The sequence below is a fragment of the Tsuneonella dongtanensis genome (assembly GCF_001698205.1).
Lineage (GTDB): Bacteria > Pseudomonadota > Alphaproteobacteria > Sphingomonadales > Sphingomonadaceae > Tsuneonella > Tsuneonella dongtanensis.
Window position 1 is genome coordinate 1,699,536 of record NZ_CP016591.1, and the last position, 16,672, is coordinate 1,716,207.

A 16,672-nucleotide genomic window follows, 5' to 3' on the forward strand; every position below is an offset into this window, starting at 1 on the left:
TGCGGAATGACTGCTAGCGACCCCATTGCGTACTATCGGTCCTTCGCAATCTCTGGTTGAAACTTGGTCAAAACTACATCGATTTGTTGAATGATGCTCTGAAGCTGATGGTCGCCCTTGAAGCGGAGGCGGGCCGTTGCATTCGTCCCGAAATTGGGATTGCCAATGCTCGCTGATCCTTCGACCAAACCAGAAGGCATCGTGCCTAGTTCAGCAACCAAGCTGCCATTGACTCCTGACAGTTTCGCAACTGAACCCTCTCGTTTGCCGAGACCGTCGATTGAGTCACGAAACGTCTGAAGTTCGGCAAGAGTAAAGAGCTGGCCCCCAATTTTGGCATCTAGGTCAACAGCGACAAGTCTGGCTTCGACATCAAGCCGGTCTGGTTCCAATTCGGGCCACGAACTCGGCCTTTTGGTGCCTCTAGATTTGGCGAGCCCAGTGATCCAAAGTCTGAGGCTTCCTACTTCAACGTCTGGCCTTGTTCGATTGACCCCCGGAAACTCAGAAAGCGTTTTGCTGGCCGACGCGCCCGCAAACGATTCACGAATGAGTTCGATGTTAGACATTTCAAGGTCATCCAGCGCCTCAAGCGCACATGCCTTCTGGGTCCAAGTGCCTCCACTTCTGTCCGGAACAAGCAAACCATATTTGGCCAAGAGACTTACGGCATGTTCGCCTGCCGACATGAATCCATGGTCTATGTATGAAAGGCTTGAACCTCCCATATATTGGACACAGACCCCTTGCAGGATTGCCAGCAGGCGTAGTTCTTCGTCGGTGGGTGCGTTCGTTGACATTCAACGCCGATAGCGCCGCTGCGGTTAATGTCCGCTTGCCATCCCAAGTGCGGACAAACCACTTTCCTACACGCCCCTCCTCGCGCTAGCCTCGCGATTGGCTCTTTGACCTGATCCGATCCTTCTGCCGATTTCGCGCTCCGGCGGCGCGAAGTGTGGTGAACATCGCATTCGGCTCCGCGATGCGCGGGATAGACGATGTTTGCGACGATCCCGCCACCTAGCGGGCAAACGTGGCGAGGCGTTTTGGTGTGTACTTCGTGTCACCTTTCGCGCCGTTCCGCACCAGCCGCGACCTACACCGCGTCGAGCGCCTGCGCGAAATCGGCGATGAGGTCGTCCGCGTCCTCGATGCCGATGCTGATGCGCACGAGGTTGTCGGTGATTCCGAGCGCCTGCTTGCGTGCATCGGGCACCGACAGATGCGTCATCGATGCGGGGTGGCTGGCGAGGGTTTCGGTACCGCCCAGACTGACCGCGAGCTTGGCGATCGTCAGCGCGTCGAGGAAGCGGAAGCACTCGGCCTCCCCGCCCTTGATGAAGAGCGAGAAGGTGGAGCCCGCACCCTTGCAGTGGCGGTCGAAGATGTCCTGCTGGCGCGGATCGGCAATCATACCCAAGTAACCCAGGCCTTCGACCTTGGGATGCCGGGCGAGCCACTCGCAGACCTTGGTGGCGTTTTCGCCCGCGCGGCTCATGCGCAGTTCGACGGTTTCGAGACTGCGCAGGAGCATCCACGCCGTGTTGGGGTCGGCGATGCCGCCCATCGTGTTGCGCAGCATCCTGACCGGCGTGAGCCACTTGGTGGCACCCGAAACGCTGCCCGCGACAAGGTCCGAATGGCCGCCGACGTACTTGGTCAGCGAATAGACGACGAGGTCGGCGCCCTGGTCGATCGGCTTGGCCCAGAGCGGGCCGAGGAAGGTGTTGTCGATCGCAATCGGGCAATCGGGGCCCAGGGCGGCGTCGCGCGCCGCGGCAACCGCCTCGACGTCGACCAGCGCGTTGGTCGGATTGGCCGGGCTTTCGAGGTAGATCATCGCGACCTTGCCGCCGTTCTCGTCGGCCTGCGCCTTGGCCTTCGCCAGCACCGCGTCCAGCTCGGCACGGTCGGCGCCGGCCGCGAAATCGATGTAGGTGACACCGAAGCGGCTCATGTGCTTGGCGACGAAGCCTTCGCTCGCGGCGTAGAGCGGGCCCGAGTGGACGATCACGTCGCCCGCATTGCACAGAGCCAGCATCAGAACGCAGATCGCGGTCATGCCGCTGGAAAAGCACAGCGCCTCTTCCGCGCCGTCCCAGATCGCGAGCCGCTCCTCAAGGATCTGCTGGTTGGGTCCGTTGAACCGCGAATAGACGAGGCCCTCGGCGCCGCCGGGGCGCTTGCCGGTAATGCCCTCGAAGTGGTGCTTGCCAGCGGCCGCGCTTTCGAAGGCGAAGGTGCTGGTGAGGAACATCGGCGGCTTGAGGCTGCCCTCGGACAGCTGCGGATCGTAGCCTGCGCCCATCATCAGGGTGGCGGGCGAAAGCTCGCGGTTGCCGATGCGGGTGAGGGTGGGCTTGGGCTTGCGCCCGGGGGTCTTTTCGGTGGTGTCGGACATGGAGGTGCCTTCCGCTCATGAGCCCCCAGGAAGGCGGGGGCGACGAGAGGGGCCGGGGCGCTCGCGACCTAACCTCCGCAGGTCGCATCTCCGCCGGCTCGCCGGACGGAGCGCCGGTTAGCGCGCGCGCAAACCGATTTCAACCGTAACCAAGTAGTCCGTGCATTGCCCAGATGACCGAGGCGATGAGAATGGCTCCCGCCACGTCGAGCCAGAACCCCGCCGCGATCATCCGCTTGAGCGACAGGTGTCCGGTGGCCCAGGCGAGCGCGTTGGGCCCCGTCCCGGCTGGCAGCATGAAGCCCCAGGTGGCCGCTATCGCCGCCGGCAGCGCGATGAGGATCGGGTCGGCGTGCATCGAGGGGGCGAGGGCGGCGACGACCGGCATGATCCCGCTCGCGGTGGCGATGTTGCTCGCGAATTCGGTAATCACGATGATGAACGCCACGACCACGAGGACCAACAGGAACGGCGGCAGGCTGGCGAGCGGGAGCAGCGCCTGGCCGAGCCATTCCGCCAGTCCGCTCGCGGTCATCCCCATTGCCATCGCGAGGCCCCCGCCGAACATCAGCACGACGTCCCAGGGCGCGCGGTTGGCTTCGGGCCAGGTGAGCATCGGACGGCCGGTCCCGTCGGGGAGCAGGAACATCGCCAAGCCGGCGGCCGCGGCAATCGTGCCGTCGGTCAGGCCGCCCTTGGGCAGCAGGGGCTCGGTCCACGGCTGCGTGACCCACGCGAGCATTGCCAGCACGACAACGACCATCAGGCGCTTCTCAGGCACCGACCATGCACCCCCGCCATCGGCGATCGATGCTCTCGCAGCGACAGGGTCGAACGGCGAGCTGCCGATGCGCTGGACCTTCGCGATAAGGAAGGCTGCAAGCGGGATCGCCAGCGCTACTAGCGGAAGCGCGTAGAGGCTCCACTGGAGGAAGCTGATCTTCACCCCGAGCGCCTGCTCGATGAGGCCGACCCCGATGACGTTGGTGGGCGTGCCGATCAGCGTGCCGAGACCGCCGATCGAGGCAGCGAAAGCAATACCCATGGGCAGCGCACCCGCAAACCCGTCGGTCTCTCCCGGCTCCACACCGCCCGCGGCGAGCATCGCCACCGCCATCGGCATCATGATGAGAGCGGACGAGGTGTTGGAGATCATCATCGACAGGATCGCCGTGGCGGCCATGACTCCCAGCAGGAGCTGCCACGATTTCGCGCCCGTCATGCCCATGATCCACAGGGCGAGCCGTCGGTGGAGGCCCGTCCGCTCGATTGCCAGAGCCAGGAAGGCGCCGCCGATGAAGATGAAGATGATGGGCGAATAGTATGCCGCCGCGGTCTTGTTGGCATCGGCCACTCCGCCAAGCGGCAGGACGATGAACGGCAGCAGCGCGGTCGCGTAGAGCGGGATCGCCTCGGTCATCCACCAGGCGGCCATCCACATGACCAGTCCCGCCGCGGTCCATGCTTCTCGCGACATCCCGTCCGGCGGGGGCAGGACGACCGTCAGGAGGAACAGGACGAGCCCGGCGACAAGGCCGATGCGGCGTGCGGTCATGCGGTTTCGTCCCTCCCTGGGTGAGAGACTAGCGCAACCTTAAGCGCAGGCAACCGCCCGGTTCAGAGGCTTGCAAGCGTGTTAGCGGTAGTCACAATCATATGAAGACGATCCTTTCAACGATGGCGCTTGTCGCCGGAGCAGTTGTTGCCACCCTTGCGGCGGATGTTGCCATCGCGCAGGCACCGCCTGCCGAGGCGTGGCAAGTCGGCCCCACCATTCGCGGGAGGAACTACTCCGTGGGCGTTCAGCGGACGCTCGACGCGACGCGCGACGGTGCAAGCTTCGCCATGCCCGGGCCGACCCGTGCGCAAGGGCATGTCCACGCCGTGACCGTCCCGGTGGGCTCTCTCGAAGGCGCAAGCCGAATTACCTTGCGCTATCGCATCGATGCAGCGCCGGGAACGCGTTTCTACGGCCAGGAGAATGGCGGGCCGGGCTGGCTGTCGCTGTTCATCCAGCAGCGCGGCGACAACTGGACCGCCAAGGGACGTTATTCGACCTACCGCTGGTACTCGCCGGACAACCGCATCGCCAATCTCTCGCCGGGCACGCACACCGTGTCGATCGGTCTGGACGAGGACTGGAACGCGGTCGTGGCGCACAAGGCGTTGAAGAACCCGGCTGCCTTCCGCGAAGCGCTCGCCAACGCGGGGTCGGTGGGGTTCGTCTTCGGTTCCAGCTCGGGCCTCGGCCACGGGGTCTATGCCACTGCGCCGACGCGCTTCACGATCCTCGATTTCCGGATCGACTGACGCGATACGAAGCGACCCCGGCGGCGTGGCCACCGGGGTTGGCGTTGTCACTTGGGCGCGAGCACCATGAGCATCTGGCGCCCCTCGAGGCGCGGATAGGCCTCGACCTTGGCGACTTCGGCCACGTCTTCCTGCACCCGGCGAAGCAGGTCCATGCCGAGTTCCTGGTGCGCCATTTCGCGTCCCCGGAAACGGAGCGTCATCTTGACCTTGTCGCCTTCGCCGATGAACTTCATCACGCTGCGCATCTTCACATCGTAATCGTGATCGTCGATGTTCGGACGCATCTTGATCTCTTTGATATCCTGCGTCTTCTGCGTCTTGCGCGCGGCGTTCGCCTTTTTCTGGGCCTCGTAGCGGTACTTGCCGACATCGAGGAACTTGGCGACCGGCGGGTCGGCGTTGGGCGAAATCTCGACGAGGTTAAGGCCGACGTCGGCGGCCTGCTCGATCGCCTCGCGGGTGTACATCACACCGAGGTTCTCACCGTTCTCGTCGATGACGCGAACCTTGTCGGATTGGATCATGTTATCAAAGCGCGGGCCGCTCTTGACGGGCGGCTGAAGCATGCGCCGGGGGGGACGGGCTATGGGGCGTTCTCCTGGAAATTGCCGTTCTGTTAGCGCGGCTACTTAGGGAGAAACACGCCGAGAAGGAAGGGGGTCTGCGATTGGGCCCCGGTGCCTGTGCCTATTCGGACACAGAAGCCAGGCTTCGCCCGATTACCGTCCGCAGCAACGCCATGGCGGCCTGCGGATAGGCATGCAGGAACCGCTCCAGCCGATCATACTCAAGTTCGAATAGCTCGGTGTCCTTTGTCGCCACGAGCGCTGCGGTGCGTCGCTGTTCACTGAACAGTCCGTACTCGCCGATCAGCGAACCATGACCGAGCGTGGCGACGATCCGTCCGCGCTGCTCTACCGCAAGGTTACCCTTGTCGACGATCCACGCGTGCTGGCCCGCTTCCCCTTCTTCGCAAAGCCGTTCGCCAGCTACCAGCCTGCGCGGTTCGAGCATGCCCGCAAGGACCGCGAGATCGGGCCGATCCACCTCGGCAAAGATCGCGCACCCTTGAAGCAGTGCAAGCCGGCGGGCGCTTTCATCGGGTGAAAGGGCCGCGCGGCCGAGCGCGAAGAAGCGATTGGCGCGAAGCATCTGCGCGCGCCAGCGGCGATTCTCGGTGAAATGGGCGGGCGGCACGATGGTCCAGTCCCCGGTGATTTCCGCCGCGGCACGCAAGCCGGACAGATAAGCGCCGTGAATGGTGCCCCAGTGCTCGCGGCTCGTCGCCTCGCCCGAGAAAAACAGCCGGCTGCCGAGCGGCTGGGCCAGATGCTCGATATCGCGCGGATGGCTGCCGCAGGCGATGTAGGCGTAGCAGCCCATTGCCAGAGGATCGCGCGACCACTGCGAACGCTTCATGCTCACCGGTCGCGGCAGCGCAGAGCCGATCATCTCGCTGAACTCCGCGTGGGCCCAAGCCTCCGCTTCGGCTTCGGGCATCTCTTCGAGAGCCCGGCCTAGATCGCCCCCGGCGAGGAGGATCACTTCGGGCGTCCCGTCGATGCTGGCGCGATTGATCGCCATGGCAGCACCGCGTCCCCTGTTGGGGGGAAGTGCGAAAACGTACTGCTGCCGGGGCCAGGCGACCGCGGGATAGCGCAAGGCGATCTTTGCAAGGCATCCGACGCCAAGACGGTCGATCGCCTCCTGTCGTTCGGCCGGAAGAGGGGGGGCGAACGTCACCGTGCCGGCTTTCAGAACGCCGAGGGGCAAGGTCACGATGACCTGCTCCGCTTCGTAGACCGTGCCATCGGTGCATCGGACGGCGACTGCATCGGGTCCGACCGACACGCGATCGACCGTTTTTCCGAATTCGACCTGCAGACCTTCGGCCAGGCGCGGAGCGATCGATCCGATTCCTTCCAGCAGGGTGGAATCGCCGTAACCGTAGAGTTCGTACCCCTCGTCCCAGAAACGCGCCGACACCCGATCCGGGTCTTCGGCAAGATCGTCGCGCGACAGCATGCGCATGTGCCAGCGCGCCGCTTCGGCGTCGGGCTCTGCGAGCGACAGTTCGGCGATCGCGCTTTCGAGCGCCTCGGCAAGGGATGGGTCGCCTTCGGCGCCGTGCACGGCCGCGAACGTGCGATCGAGTGCCCGGTCTCCGGCAAACAGGAGGCGATCCTTCTCTTGCCGCCCGCAACCGGCGATTGCCAGTCCGTCCCAACCCCCGGTGCAGCTCGAATCGCCTCCGGTGAAATAGGGCGTGAAACCCAGTCGCCGCACGAGGTTGGTGATCGGGTTGCCTTCGGTGCCGTGAATCCAGCCCGCCCCGACATCGAACCCGTCGACCACGTGCGTCCGGCCGCCCACCCGATCGCGTGCTTCGAGGATCGTGACATCCTGGCCGCGGTCGGTGAGGGCGCGGGCCGCCGCCAGCCCGGAAAGCCCAGCGCCGATCACAAGGACCGATGCATGCGTCATCCTTCGGCATTTTCCCGGGCGCGCCGCTTTTCCCAGAAGAAAATGGCGAGCAAGTAAAAGACCGCGTCGGCCGCGAACTTTGCGATGCCGACGCCCCATCCCTGTCCGAACAGCGCAACCGCCGCGACAGTGAAGCCAGGACGAACGATGAAGGAGTCGAGGACTTCGGCGATTCCGAAGTCGTGGACCATGGCTTTTAGCACCGGAACGAGCTGGCGCTTCTCCTGCGGAAGCGCAAACCAGTCACGCAGGAAGACGACGGTATAGTAGCCGCAATTCTCGCCGAATGCCGCGCCATAGGCTGCAAGGATCGGCGAGACGCCGAGGTCGGCCACCAGCAAGTAGCCCGCGTAGCTCCCGGCAATGCCGGCCACCTCGGCGGGCACGAACCGCGTCAACCAATCGCGCCAGTTCTTGAACACGACGTCCCCCCGGTCTTCGTTTTATGATGCCCCGAGCCGGCATTCGGCGGTCGGTCCGGAGGGATTGGGTCAGCTCGATCGTTTTTGCAAGCGGATCATGCCCTTATGCCGCCGCGCGCCAGAGCGGGAAGGTGGCCAGCCGATCGCCCGCCGAAACGACGGCGTCGATCGCGCGGGCGGGTTGCAGTGCTTTGAGGATCGCCGGATCGGCCGCGTCCATTCCCCCGGTCAGCGCGCCATAGGCGGGAAGAATCATGCGGCCCGATCCCTCGCGATCCCGGCTGATCACCGCGCAGGGGCGACGGATGCGTCGATGGCGTACGGTCAGGTGAAGGCGAGGGTGGTAGTGACCCGACAGTTCCGGGCGCGTCTCGCCGGGTTTTGCACGGTGGCGCAGGAGCAGGCCGGCGATGTCGAGCTCATCGGCAAGCGTTCCTCCAATCGAGGCTTCCATCGCGTGGTCGTGATTGCCGGTGATCCATACCCAGTCGGTCGCGCGGGTCAGCGCTGCGAGCATCCCGGCAGCGTGCGGTTCGAGCCGCTCGGTGCCCGCCGAGTCGTGGAAATTGTCGCCCAGCGTATAGACCCGCCGCGCACCCGTCTCCCGGATCGCCAGTGCCAGTCGCTCGAGCGTCTCGCGGCTGTCGTAGGGCGGGAGCATCTGGCCGTGCCGTGCGAAGAAGCTTGCCTTTTCAAGGTGCAGGTCTGCCACCAGCAGGGCGCGTTCGCGCGGCCAGTAAAGCGCACGGCCCTGGGTCAGGGCGAATTCCTCGCCTGCGAACGAAAAGGGAACCATGGCCCGCTCTTGCCCCAGCGGATTCGGCTTGGCAAGGGGAGTGCACCATGACCGACTGGACCCCCCAAACCGCCCGCGCGAAGGACTGGTTCGAAAGCCTGCGCGACCAGATCTGCGCCGCATTCGAGGCCATCGAGCGCGAGGCCGGCTCCGATGCCGCCTTCGAATACACGCCGTGGAATCGCGAAGAAGACGGCAATGAAAACCCCGGTGGCGGGGTGCGCGGGGTGATGAAGGGCAAGGTGTTCGAGAAGGTCGGCGTCAACGTGTCCACGGTGCACGGTGCCTTCGCGCCCGGGTTCGCGGCCACGATCCACGGCGCGGACGAGGACAATCCCGGGTTCACCGCGACAGGCATCAGCCTGGTAGCGCACATGGCCAATCCGCACGTGCCCGCGGTGCACATGAACACGCGCTTCCTGACGACCGGCAAGGCCTGGTTCGGCGGCGGTGCCGACCTCAATCCGCCGATCCCCTACGAAGAGGATACCGCTGAATTCCACGCCGCATTCCGCGCCGCCTGCGCCGGACACAACCCGACTTATTACGACCGGTTCAAGAAATGGGCAGATGAGTACTTCTTCATCCCCCACAGAGGCGTTCATCGGGGCGTGGGGGGGATATTCTACGACCACCTCGAGTGCGCCGACGAAGCCGCCTGGGAGCGCAACTTCGCATTCACGCAGGACGTCGGAAAGGCTTTCCTCGACGTGTTCCCGAAGCTGGTGCGGCGGCGGATGGCATCGGAGTTCACTCCGGAAGACAAGCTCCGCCAGCTCGAATGGCGCGGCCGTTATGCCGAGTTCAACCTGGTCTATGACCGCGGCACGCTGTTCGGCCTCAAGACCGGGGGCAATATCGACGCGATCCTGATGAGCCTGCCGCCCGAAGCGGTGTGGAGCTAGCGCACAGCGACTTTCAGCGACTTGTACCCGTTGAAGCCGGGCGCGATCTTGCGCTCCGGTGCTTCGACCAGGCGCAATCCGGGGAAGCGCGCGAGCAATAGCGGGATGGCGATCTGCGCTTCGGCGCGTGCAAGCTGGGCGCCCAGGCAGAAATGCGCGCCACCTCCGAAGGCGATATGCTTCGGCTTGTCGCGGGCGATGTCGAACCGGCCCGGATTGGGATTGAGGTCGGGGTCGAGTGCCGCCGAATGAGTGGCGAGAAACAGGTTCTCCCCGGCAGGTACCGCGGTATCGGCGACCGTGACCGGCTGCGACGTAATGCGCGCGACCGCCGTCACTGGCGGGTCGAGGCGCAGCACTTCCTCCACCGCGTTGTCGATCAATTCCGGTTCCGCTTCCAGTCGCCTGCGTTGCTCGTCGTCTTCGAGGAGCAGCCGCACCGCATTGCCGATGAGGTCGGTCGTCGTGACGTTGCCCGCCACGAGCAGCAGCCGCGCCGACACGACGATCTCCTGGTCGCTGAGGCGATGCTGGCCGTCGGCTGCTTCGATGAGCGCGGAAAGGAGATCGTCGCGCGGCTCGCGCCGGCGCTCCGCGATGGCGGCGTAGAAGTACTCGGACATGCTGTCGCGCGCGGTTATCAGCTGGCGGTTCTGGTCCTCGGTTCGCATCGGGCTGAAGGCGACGTCGGTCGCCTGGGACCAGCGGATGAAGTCGTCCTTGTCGGCAGGATCGACCCCCAGCATTTCGGCGATAATGATGATCGGCAGGGGCGAGCTGAACTCGGAAATGACGTCGAACTCGTCTTGGCCCTCAAGCTGGTCGAGGAGTCTGTTGGCGACTTCGGCGATATGCGGCCGGAGTTCGGAAATGGCGCGGAACCCGAAGGCTTGCGTGACGAGCGATCGCAGGCGAGCATGGTCGGGATCGTCCAGGAACAGCATCGACTTCTCGAAGCTGGCCTCGTCGATGAAGAACTTCACATAGCTGTCGGGCCGTGCCTTGTCGGGATCCCGCCCCATCGAGCGATCTTTGAGGACTTCCTGGATGTCGGCGGCACGGGTGACGAAATAGCGCTGGAACTGCTCGTCGAAATGGACCGGGTCCTCGGATCGCAGGCGGTCGTAAATCCCAGCGGGGTTCTCGCGATACTCGGCGTCGAGCGAAGTCAACCGGATGCCGGTCGGCAACGGGGTAGTCTGGGCCATGGTGGCTCTCCCCTTCAGGCGCCCCAGTAGGCGCACAGGGGACCCTAACGGGTATGGCCGCCTAGCGCCACACCCGCACCCAATCGACTTCCATCGCCAGTTCGCCGCGCTTGATCCGGTCGACGGTGGCCTGCGGCAGGCCCTGGTACGGGCTCTTCACGCCATTGATCTTGAGCGGGTATCCGCCGCCGAGCGCGAAGTTGATCACGATCCGTTCGGGATTGTCGAACACCCACTTGCCGTACATTTCGCCCATCGGCCGGGTGATGCGGTTGTGCAGGCGGCCGTCGACGTAGAACTCGATCGAGTCCGGCTTCCATTCGGCGGCGTAAACGTGCCAGCCCGTGACATCCTCGCCCGGCGGGAAGTAGAACCGGTTGGAAAGCCCCGCGTCGCCCGAATAGCCGGGCCCGTGCACAGCGCTGCCGATCCAGTCCTTCTCGCCGACATATTCCATGACGTCGATTTCGCCGGTCGTGGGCCAGGGGCCGTTGCCGACCATCCAGAAAGCCGGCCAGACGCCGACCGCGTCGGGCATGCGGATGCGCGCCTCGATCCGGCCGTAACGCATGTTGAACTTGCCGTCGGTCTCGACGCGACCGGCGATGAAATCTGCGTTACGCTTGGTGTTGGTGTCGACGCCGGGCGCGAACCGGGGCGTGAGCACGAGGGCACCGTTTCTGACCTCGATCACGTCGGGCCGGTCGACATAGGCCTGCTGCTCGTTGTTCACCCAGAAATCGGGTCCGATCGTCACCCACTTCGACCGGTCGAGCGTCGTCCCGTCGAACTCGTCGGAAAAGATGAGCGCGCGTCCCTCGGCGGGGGCGGCTGACGCCGCTGGTAAGGTGGCGCAGCCGGCAAGGCCCAAGGCGGCAAGCGATGCCAAAATCCGCATGAAAGTCCTCTCTCCGAACATTCTTGTGAACGTTCTCATAGCGGCTCGCGGTCCGCATGCCAAGGCTGGCGATCGGTGATGCCGCGTAGCTGCGGAGAGTCAGGAAATCAGGTGATCCACGCGCGGATCGCCATCGCGACCAGGCCCAGCGCTCCGACGCTCAGCGCCCAGATCGCGACCATCCATGCGAGGCGCCTGCCGAATGAAGGCTCGGTCAATGGTAACCGTCCGCATCGACCTTGCCGCGAAAGACCCAGTATGCCCACGCGGTGTAGGCGAGGATGAGCGGCATCGTGATGGCCACGCCCACCAGCATGAACTGCTGGCTCCGCGCAGGCGCGGCAGCGTCCCAGATCGTCACGTCGGGCGGGACGATATTCGGAAAGATGGTCACGCCAAGACCGGCCATTCCCGTGAGGAACAGGCCGAGCGAGCATGCGAAGGGGGCCGCTTCACGGCCCTGCGCCAGTCCGCGCAGCAGGAGCAGGGCAAGCGCGCCGCTCACGAGCGGAATCGGTGCGGCGTAAAGCAGATCGGGCATGGCCAGCCAGCGTTCGGCATATTCCGGGCGCAGCACGACGTTGTAGAGGCTGACGGCCGCCATCAGCGCGATCGTCAGCCACGCCGCGCGCACGGCGAGCCTGCGCGCGTGGTCCTGCGCCGCACCTTCCAGTTTCCAGACCAGCCAGGTGCTGCCGAGCAGAGCGTAGCCCGCCACTGTGCCGACGCCGGTGAGCAGCGTGTAAGGGGTCAGCCAGTCCCACCACGACCCGGCATAGGACCGTCCCTCGACCGCGATCCCCTGCAGCAGCGCACCCAGGATCATGCCCTGCGCTAGCGCCGCAACCAGCGATCCGCCGGCAAAGGCAATATCCCAGAAAGCCCGGTGACCGGGGTCCCGCCAGCGGAACTCGAATGCGACACCGCGGAACACGAGCCCGAGAAGCATGGCGATGATCAGCGGGTAGGTCGCCGGGAGGACTATCGCGTAGGCGAGGGGGAAGGCCGCAAACAGGCCGCCGCCGCCGAGTACCAGCCAGGTCTCGTTGCCGTCCCACACCGGCGCGATCGAATTCATCGCAGCGTCGCGCTCCTGACCCACCGCGAAGGTCGGGAAAAGCACCCCGATGCCGAGGTCGAAGCCGTCCATCACGACATACATGAACACCGAAAAGGCGATCAGGAACGCCCATATCAGCGGCAGGTCGAGGGTCATCGCTCGACCTCCCCCTGCTCGCGCGGCTCGCCGTCGCTGGCCGCCTGGGACGCGGGGGTGATACCGGCGGCACGGATCGGCCCGGCGACCCCGGTCGCGGGACCGCTCTCGCCCGTCTGCACCCCGTCGGCCATGAGCTTCAGGATGTACCAGACGCCTGCGCCGAAAACGGCGAAGTAGACGACGACGAAGGCGGCAAGGGAACTCGCCACGGCCGGCGCGTCGAGCGGGCTTGCGCTGTCGCTTGTGCGAAGCAGGCCGTAGACCGTCCAAGGCTGGCGACCGACTTCGGTGGTGATCCAGCCGGCGATGACCGCGACGAAGCCCGACGGCGCCATGACGAGTGCCGCCCGGTGCAGCCAGCGCCACTCGTAGAGCCGCCCGCGCCAGCGCGCGAAAAGGCTCCACAGGCCGATTGCTAGCATGAGCATGCCGATCCCGACCATCACGCGGAAAGACCAGAAAACGATGCCGACAGGGGGCCGATCCTCGGGCGGGACGGTATCGAGCCCGGCCAGGGGCGCATTGAGGTCATGCTTTAATATCAGGCTGGAAGCCTTTGGAATCTCGATTGAGTACTTTACTTCACCGGCCTCGCTGTCGGGGATGCCGAACAGAATCAGGGGGGCGCCATCCGGGTGACTCTCGAAATGGCCTTCCATCGCCATGACTTTGGCCGGCTGGTGTTCGAGCGTGTTAAGGCCGTGCAGGTCTCCCAGCACGATCTGCACGGGCGCTACGACCGCCGCCATCCACATGGCCATCGAGAACATCGTCCGCGCGTGTCGCTGGGTGCGGTCCTTCAGCAGGTGCCACGCGCCCACACCGCCCACGACGAAGGCGGTGGTCAGGTAGGCCGCGGTGACGGTGTGCAGCAGCCGGTACGGAAAGCTGGGATTGAACACAATGTCCCACCAGCTCTCGCCGGGTAGGAACTGGCCGTTCGCGCCCATCACGAAGCCCGCCGGCGTTTGCATCCACGAGTTGACCGAGAGGATCCAGAACGCGCTGATGAAGGTGCCGACTGCGACCATGCACGTGGCCGCGAAGTGCAGCCCCTTGCCGACCTTCTTCATCCCGAACAGCATCACGCCGAGGAAACCGGCCTCGAGGAAGAAGGCGGTCAACACCTCATAGGCCATCAGCGGGCCAATCACCGGCCCGGCCTTGTCGGAAAATACGGCCCAGTTGGTCCCGAACTGATAGGACATGACGATCCCGCTCACCACGCCCATCGCGAAGGCGACCGCGAAGATCTTCAGCCAGAAGCGGAACAGGTCGAGGTAACGCTGCTCGCCCGTCTTCAGCCACAAACCTTCGAGCACCATCAGGTAGCTGGCGAGGCCGATCGAGAACGCGGGAAAAATGAAGTGGAAGCTCACCGTGAAGGCGAACTGGATCCGCGCGAGGAGCAGGGCGTCGAGGTCCGGCATCGGCACTGCGGTATGGCCTGACCGGCTTCGGCGCTCAATCGGTCATTTGGCAAGCCGAGTTGCGTGCAATGCAACGCTGCGAGTGCGAAAAGACTTGCCGTTCAGCGTGCAATCCGCACATCGTGCTCGCGATGCTGCGCCAATACGAACTCGTGGAAAGGGTCAAGGAGTACGATCCGGACGCCGATGAGGCGTTGCTCAACCGCGCGTACGTCTACACCGTGCAGAAGCACGGCACCCAGAAGCGCGCATCGGGCGATCCCTATTTCAGCCATCCGGTCGAGGTCGCGGGCCTGATGACCGACCTCAAGCTCGACCAGGAAACGATCATCACCGCGCTGCTCCACGATACCGTGGAGGATACGCTGGCGACGATCGACGAGGTCGAGGACCTGTTCGGCAGCGACGTAGCCCGGCTGGTCGACGGGGTGACCAAGCTCTCCAAGATCGAGGCGATGCCCGAGAACGAGCGGGCGGCGGAGAACCTGCGCAAGTTCCTGCTCGCCATGAGCGAGGACATCCGCGTGCTTCTCGTGAAGCTGGGCGACCGGCTGCACAACATGCGGACGCTCCATTTCATCAAGAGCCCGGACAAGCGCAAGCGCATCGCGCGCGAGACGATGGAAATCTATGCCCCGCTGGCGGAGCGGGTGGGCATGTACGAATACATGCGCGAGATGCAGATGCTCGCGTTCGAACAGCTCGAGCCGGAGGCCTATGGCACCATCACTGGCCGCCTCGCGCAGATCCGCAGCGCCGATGGCGGGCAGGTCGATGCGATCGCGCTGGCGATCAAGCAGGCGCTTGCCGAGGCGGGCCTGAAGGTCGAGGTCTCGGGGCGCGAGAAGCACCCTTACTCGATCTGGCGCAAGATGGCCGAACGGCACGTCAGCTTCGAGCAGGTGACCGACATCATGGCGTTTCGGGTCATCGCCGACACCGATGCCGACTGCTACCGCGCGCTCGGCGTGCTGCACACGACCTGGCAGTTCATTCCCGGCAAGTTCAAGGATTACATCTCGACGCCCAAGACGAACGGGTACCGCAGCCTGCACACCTCGCTGATCTACGAGAATTCGATGCGGGTGGAGGTGCAGATCCGCACCAAGCAGATGCACCGCACCAACGAATTCGGCCTTGCTGCGCACTGGGCCTACAAGCAGGGCGACCGGCCCGACGGACAGGTGGGCTGGCTGCGCGACCTGATCGAGATCGTCGACGCAAGCCACGACGCCGAGGAACTCCTCGAGCACACCCGTCTCGCAATCTACCAGGACCGGATTTTCGCGTTCACGCCCAAGGGCGCCCTGTTCCAGCTTCCCAAGGGCGCGACCCCGGTCGACTTCGCCTTCGCGGTCCATACCGACCTTGGCGCGCAGACCGTCGGTGCCAAGATCAACGGTCGGCATATGCCGCTGCGCACGGTTCTGAACAACGGCGACGTGGTCGAGATCATCAAGGGCAAGAACGCCGAGCCGCAGATGAGCTGGCTCGGCTTCGTGAGCACCGGAAAGGCGCGCGCCTCGATCCGCCGCTCGGTGCGGCTCAAGGAACGCGAGGAAGTCGCCACCCTCGGCCGCAAGCTATTCGACGAGATCGCCGCGCGGCTTCCGGCGAAGATCGGCAAGAAGGCGGTGCGCGAGGCGGTGAAAAGGCTGGAACTCGAGGACGAGGACGACCTCATGTACGCAATCGGCGCCAACAAGCTTGGCGACCGGGCGGTCATGGAAGCGCTCGTCCCCGGCAGCACTGCCGACCTCGACGAAGCCGACGAAGAGCCGCGGCAGGACAAGGCTATCTCGATCCGCGGGCTCACGCCCGGCGTGGGGTTCCACCTTGCCGAATGCTGCCACCCGGTGCCCGGGGACCGCATCGTCGGCCTGCGCAAGACCGACGCTCCGGTAGAGGTTCACACGATCGATTGCCTCGAGCTGGCCAGCGGGATCGACGCCGACTGGATCGACCTCAACTGGGGCAAGCGCAGCCACGGCGCCGTGGGTCGGCTTCGGGTGACCCTTTACGACCGGCCGGGGACGCTTGCCGAGATGGCGGGACTGTTCGCCCAGAATCACGCGAACGTCGTTGCCCTCGACCAGACGCAGAAGGACCATCCGTTCACGACCTACGACGTGGAATTGGATGTCGACGACCTTGCGCATCTGACCCGCATACTCAGCGCGCTGCGTGCCAGCGACGCGGTGGCGCAGGCGGAGCGGCTGTGAGCGATTGCCCGATCGTCGGGTTCGACCACGTCCAGCTCGCCATGCCGGCGGGCGGCGAGGACGCGGCGCGCGCATTCTATGCCGGCGTCCTCGGGCTCGCCGAAGTGCCCAAACCTGCCGACCTCGCAACTCGTGGCGGCTGCTGGTTCGAAGGGGGCGGCGTCAGCGTCCATCTCGGAGTGGACGCGAATTTCCGCCCGGCGGCCAAGGCGCATCCCGCGCTGCTGGTTGAAGATCTCGCTGCGATGCGCGACCGACTGGAGGCGTACGATGTCGCTTTTACCGACGGATCGCCTCTCGACGGGTACCGCCGCGGCGACATCTGCGATCCCTTCGGCAACCGCATCGAACTGATGCAGAAGCTTTGACAGCCG

General features: G+C 65.0%; 16 protein-coding genes. 4 read left to right on the forward strand and 12 right to left on the reverse strand.

What is annotated here, in order from left to right; genetic code table 11:
- Positions 1-32: 32 nt before the first annotated feature.
- From A6F68_RS15015 to A6F68_RS08325, 3 genes are all read right to left on the reverse strand, one after another.
- Positions 33-800 (reverse strand): hypothetical protein, encoded by a 768-nt coding sequence (locus A6F68_RS15015; RefSeq protein WP_157096691.1) that lies wholly within the window; start codon positions 798-800, stop codon positions 33-35.
- Between the two features lie 296 nt (positions 801-1,096).
- The gene (locus tag A6F68_RS08320) at positions 1,097-2,401 is read right to left on the reverse strand and encodes a cystathionine gamma-synthase family protein (RefSeq protein ID WP_067678513.1); all 1,305 of its coding nucleotides are present in this window, start codon (positions 2,399-2,401) and stop codon (positions 1,097-1,099) included.
- A gap of 139 nt (positions 2,402-2,540) precedes the next feature.
- Positions 2,541-3,956: an SLC13 family permease gene (locus A6F68_RS08325; RefSeq protein ID WP_067678516.1), complete on the reverse strand. Its 1,416-nt coding sequence runs from the start codon at positions 3,954-3,956 to the stop codon at positions 2,541-2,543.
- Between the two features lie 101 nt (positions 3,957-4,057).
- Between A6F68_RS08325 and A6F68_RS08330 the strand changes: the two genes are divergently transcribed.
- On the forward strand, positions 4,058-4,711 hold the full coding sequence (locus A6F68_RS08330) for a hypothetical protein (RefSeq protein ID WP_084001762.1): 654 nt from the start codon (positions 4,058-4,060) through the stop codon (positions 4,709-4,711).
- Between the two features lie 47 nt (positions 4,712-4,758).
- On the opposite strand, the gene infC is transcribed toward A6F68_RS08330, so the two are convergent.
- The 4 genes from infC to pdeM form a co-directional block, all read right to left on the reverse strand.
- Positions 4,759-5,280 (reverse strand): translation initiation factor IF-3, encoded by a 522-nt coding sequence (gene infC, locus A6F68_RS08335; protein WP_067678519.1) that lies wholly within the window; start codon positions 5,278-5,280, stop codon positions 4,759-4,761.
- Between the two features lie 121 nt (positions 5,281-5,401).
- Positions 5,402-7,198, reverse strand: a complete 1,797-nt coding sequence (locus tag A6F68_RS08340) for an FAD-dependent oxidoreductase (RefSeq protein WP_067678522.1) — start codon at positions 7,196-7,198, stop codon at positions 5,402-5,404.
- Positions 7,195-7,620, reverse strand: a complete 426-nt coding sequence (locus A6F68_RS08345) for a hypothetical protein (protein ID WP_067678527.1) — start codon at positions 7,618-7,620, stop codon at positions 7,195-7,197. Before A6F68_RS08345 ends, A6F68_RS08340 begins: the two co-directional genes overlap by 4 nt.
- 103 nt (positions 7,621-7,723) lie before the next feature.
- Complete coding sequence (gene pdeM / locus A6F68_RS08350) at positions 7,724-8,416, reverse strand: ligase-associated DNA damage response endonuclease PdeM (RefSeq protein ID WP_067678529.1); 693 nt, start codon at positions 8,414-8,416, stop codon at positions 7,724-7,726.
- A 47-nt stretch (positions 8,417-8,463) separates the two neighbouring features.
- Between pdeM and hemF the strand changes: the two genes are divergently transcribed.
- Positions 8,464-9,321, forward strand: coding sequence for an oxygen-dependent coproporphyrinogen oxidase (hemF, locus tag A6F68_RS08355; RefSeq protein WP_067678532.1), 858 nt, complete (start codon positions 8,464-8,466; stop codon positions 9,319-9,321).
- Here hemF and A6F68_RS08360 read toward each other — a convergent pair.
- The 5 genes from A6F68_RS08360 to A6F68_RS08375 all read right to left on the reverse strand — a co-directional run bounded on the left by A6F68_RS08360 (position 9,318) and on the right by A6F68_RS08375 (position 14,076).
- Positions 9,318-10,529 carry a cytochrome P450 gene (locus A6F68_RS08360; protein WP_067678535.1) on the reverse strand — a complete coding sequence of 404 codons (1,212 nt, stop codon included), beginning with the start codon at positions 10,527-10,529 and terminating at the stop codon, positions 9,318-9,320. The two genes, hemF and A6F68_RS08360, sit on opposite strands and share 4 nt — an antisense overlap.
- A gap of 61 nt (positions 10,530-10,590) precedes the next feature.
- The gene (locus A6F68_RS08365; protein WP_067682324.1) at positions 10,591-11,427 is read right to left on the reverse strand and encodes a glycoside hydrolase family 16 protein; all 837 of its coding nucleotides are present in this window, start codon (positions 11,425-11,427) and stop codon (positions 10,591-10,593) included.
- A 107-nt stretch (positions 11,428-11,534) separates the two neighbouring features.
- Positions 11,535-11,645, reverse strand: a complete 111-nt coding sequence (locus A6F68_RS14715) for a DUF2474 family protein (protein WP_084001764.1) — start codon at positions 11,643-11,645, stop codon at positions 11,535-11,537.
- Positions 11,642-12,643: a cytochrome d ubiquinol oxidase subunit II gene (gene cydB / locus A6F68_RS08370; RefSeq protein WP_067678538.1), complete on the reverse strand. Its 1,002-nt coding sequence runs from the start codon at positions 12,641-12,643 to the stop codon at positions 11,642-11,644. Before cydB ends, A6F68_RS14715 begins: the two co-directional genes overlap by 4 nt.
- Positions 12,640-14,076: a cytochrome ubiquinol oxidase subunit I gene (locus A6F68_RS08375; protein WP_067678541.1), complete on the reverse strand. Its 1,437-nt coding sequence runs from the start codon at positions 14,074-14,076 to the stop codon at positions 12,640-12,642. Before A6F68_RS08375 ends, cydB begins: the two co-directional genes overlap by 4 nt.
- Positions 14,077-14,207: 131 nt before the next feature.
- Between A6F68_RS08375 and A6F68_RS08380 the strand changes: the two genes are divergently transcribed.
- Positions 14,208-16,298 (forward strand): RelA/SpoT family protein, encoded by a 2,091-nt coding sequence (locus A6F68_RS08380; protein WP_067678544.1) that lies wholly within the window; start codon positions 14,208-14,210, stop codon positions 16,296-16,298.
- On the forward strand, positions 16,295-16,666 hold the full coding sequence (locus A6F68_RS08385; protein WP_232308099.1) for a VOC family protein: 372 nt from the start codon (positions 16,295-16,297) through the stop codon (positions 16,664-16,666). The genes A6F68_RS08380 and A6F68_RS08385 overlap by 4 nt, the downstream gene beginning before the upstream one ends.
- Positions 16,667-16,672 lie beyond the last annotated feature (6 nt).

Bases quoted from the DNA above. Each gene is read 5' to 3' on its own strand.
- A6F68_RS08330 (WP_084001762.1), top strand. From the start codon at position 4,058: ATGAAGACGATCCTTTCAACGATGGCGCTTGTCGCCGGAGCAGTTGTT.
- pdeM (WP_067678529.1), bottom strand. From the start codon at position 8,416: ATGGTTCCCTTTTCGTTCGCAGGCGAGGAATTCGCCCTGACCCAGGGC.
- infC (WP_067678519.1), bottom strand. From the start codon at position 5,280: ATGCTTCAGCCGCCCGTCAAGAGCGGCCCGCGCTTTGATAACATGATC.
- A6F68_RS15015 (WP_157096691.1), bottom strand. From the start codon at position 800: ATGTCAACGAACGCACCCACCGACGAAGAACTACGCCTGCTGGCAATC.
- A6F68_RS08340 (WP_067678522.1), bottom strand. From the start codon at position 7,198: ATGACGCATGCATCGGTCCTTGTGATCGGCGCTGGGCTTTCCGGGCTG.
- cydB (WP_067678538.1), bottom strand. From the start codon at position 12,643: ATGACCCTCGACCTGCCGCTGATATGGGCGTTCCTGATCGCCTTTTCG.
- A6F68_RS08320 (WP_067678513.1), bottom strand. From the start codon at position 2,401: ATGTCCGACACCACCGAAAAGACCCCCGGGCGCAAGCCCAAGCCCACC.
- A6F68_RS08325 (WP_067678516.1), bottom strand. From the start codon at position 3,956: ATGACCGCACGCCGCATCGGCCTTGTCGCCGGGCTCGTCCTGTTCCTC.
- hemF (WP_067678532.1), top strand. From the start codon at position 8,464: ATGACCGACTGGACCCCCCAAACCGCCCGCGCGAAGGACTGGTTCGAA.
- A6F68_RS08360 (WP_067678535.1), bottom strand. From the start codon at position 10,529: ATGGCCCAGACTACCCCGTTGCCGACCGGCATCCGGTTGACTTCGCTC.
- A6F68_RS08365 (WP_067682324.1), bottom strand. From the start codon at position 11,427: ATGCGGATTTTGGCATCGCTTGCCGCCTTGGGCCTTGCCGGCTGCGCC.
- A6F68_RS08380 (WP_067678544.1), top strand. From the start codon at position 14,208: ATGCTGCGCCAATACGAACTCGTGGAAAGGGTCAAGGAGTACGATCCG.
- A6F68_RS08375 (WP_067678541.1), bottom strand. From the start codon at position 14,076: ATGCCGGACCTCGACGCCCTGCTCCTCGCGCGGATCCAGTTCGCCTTC.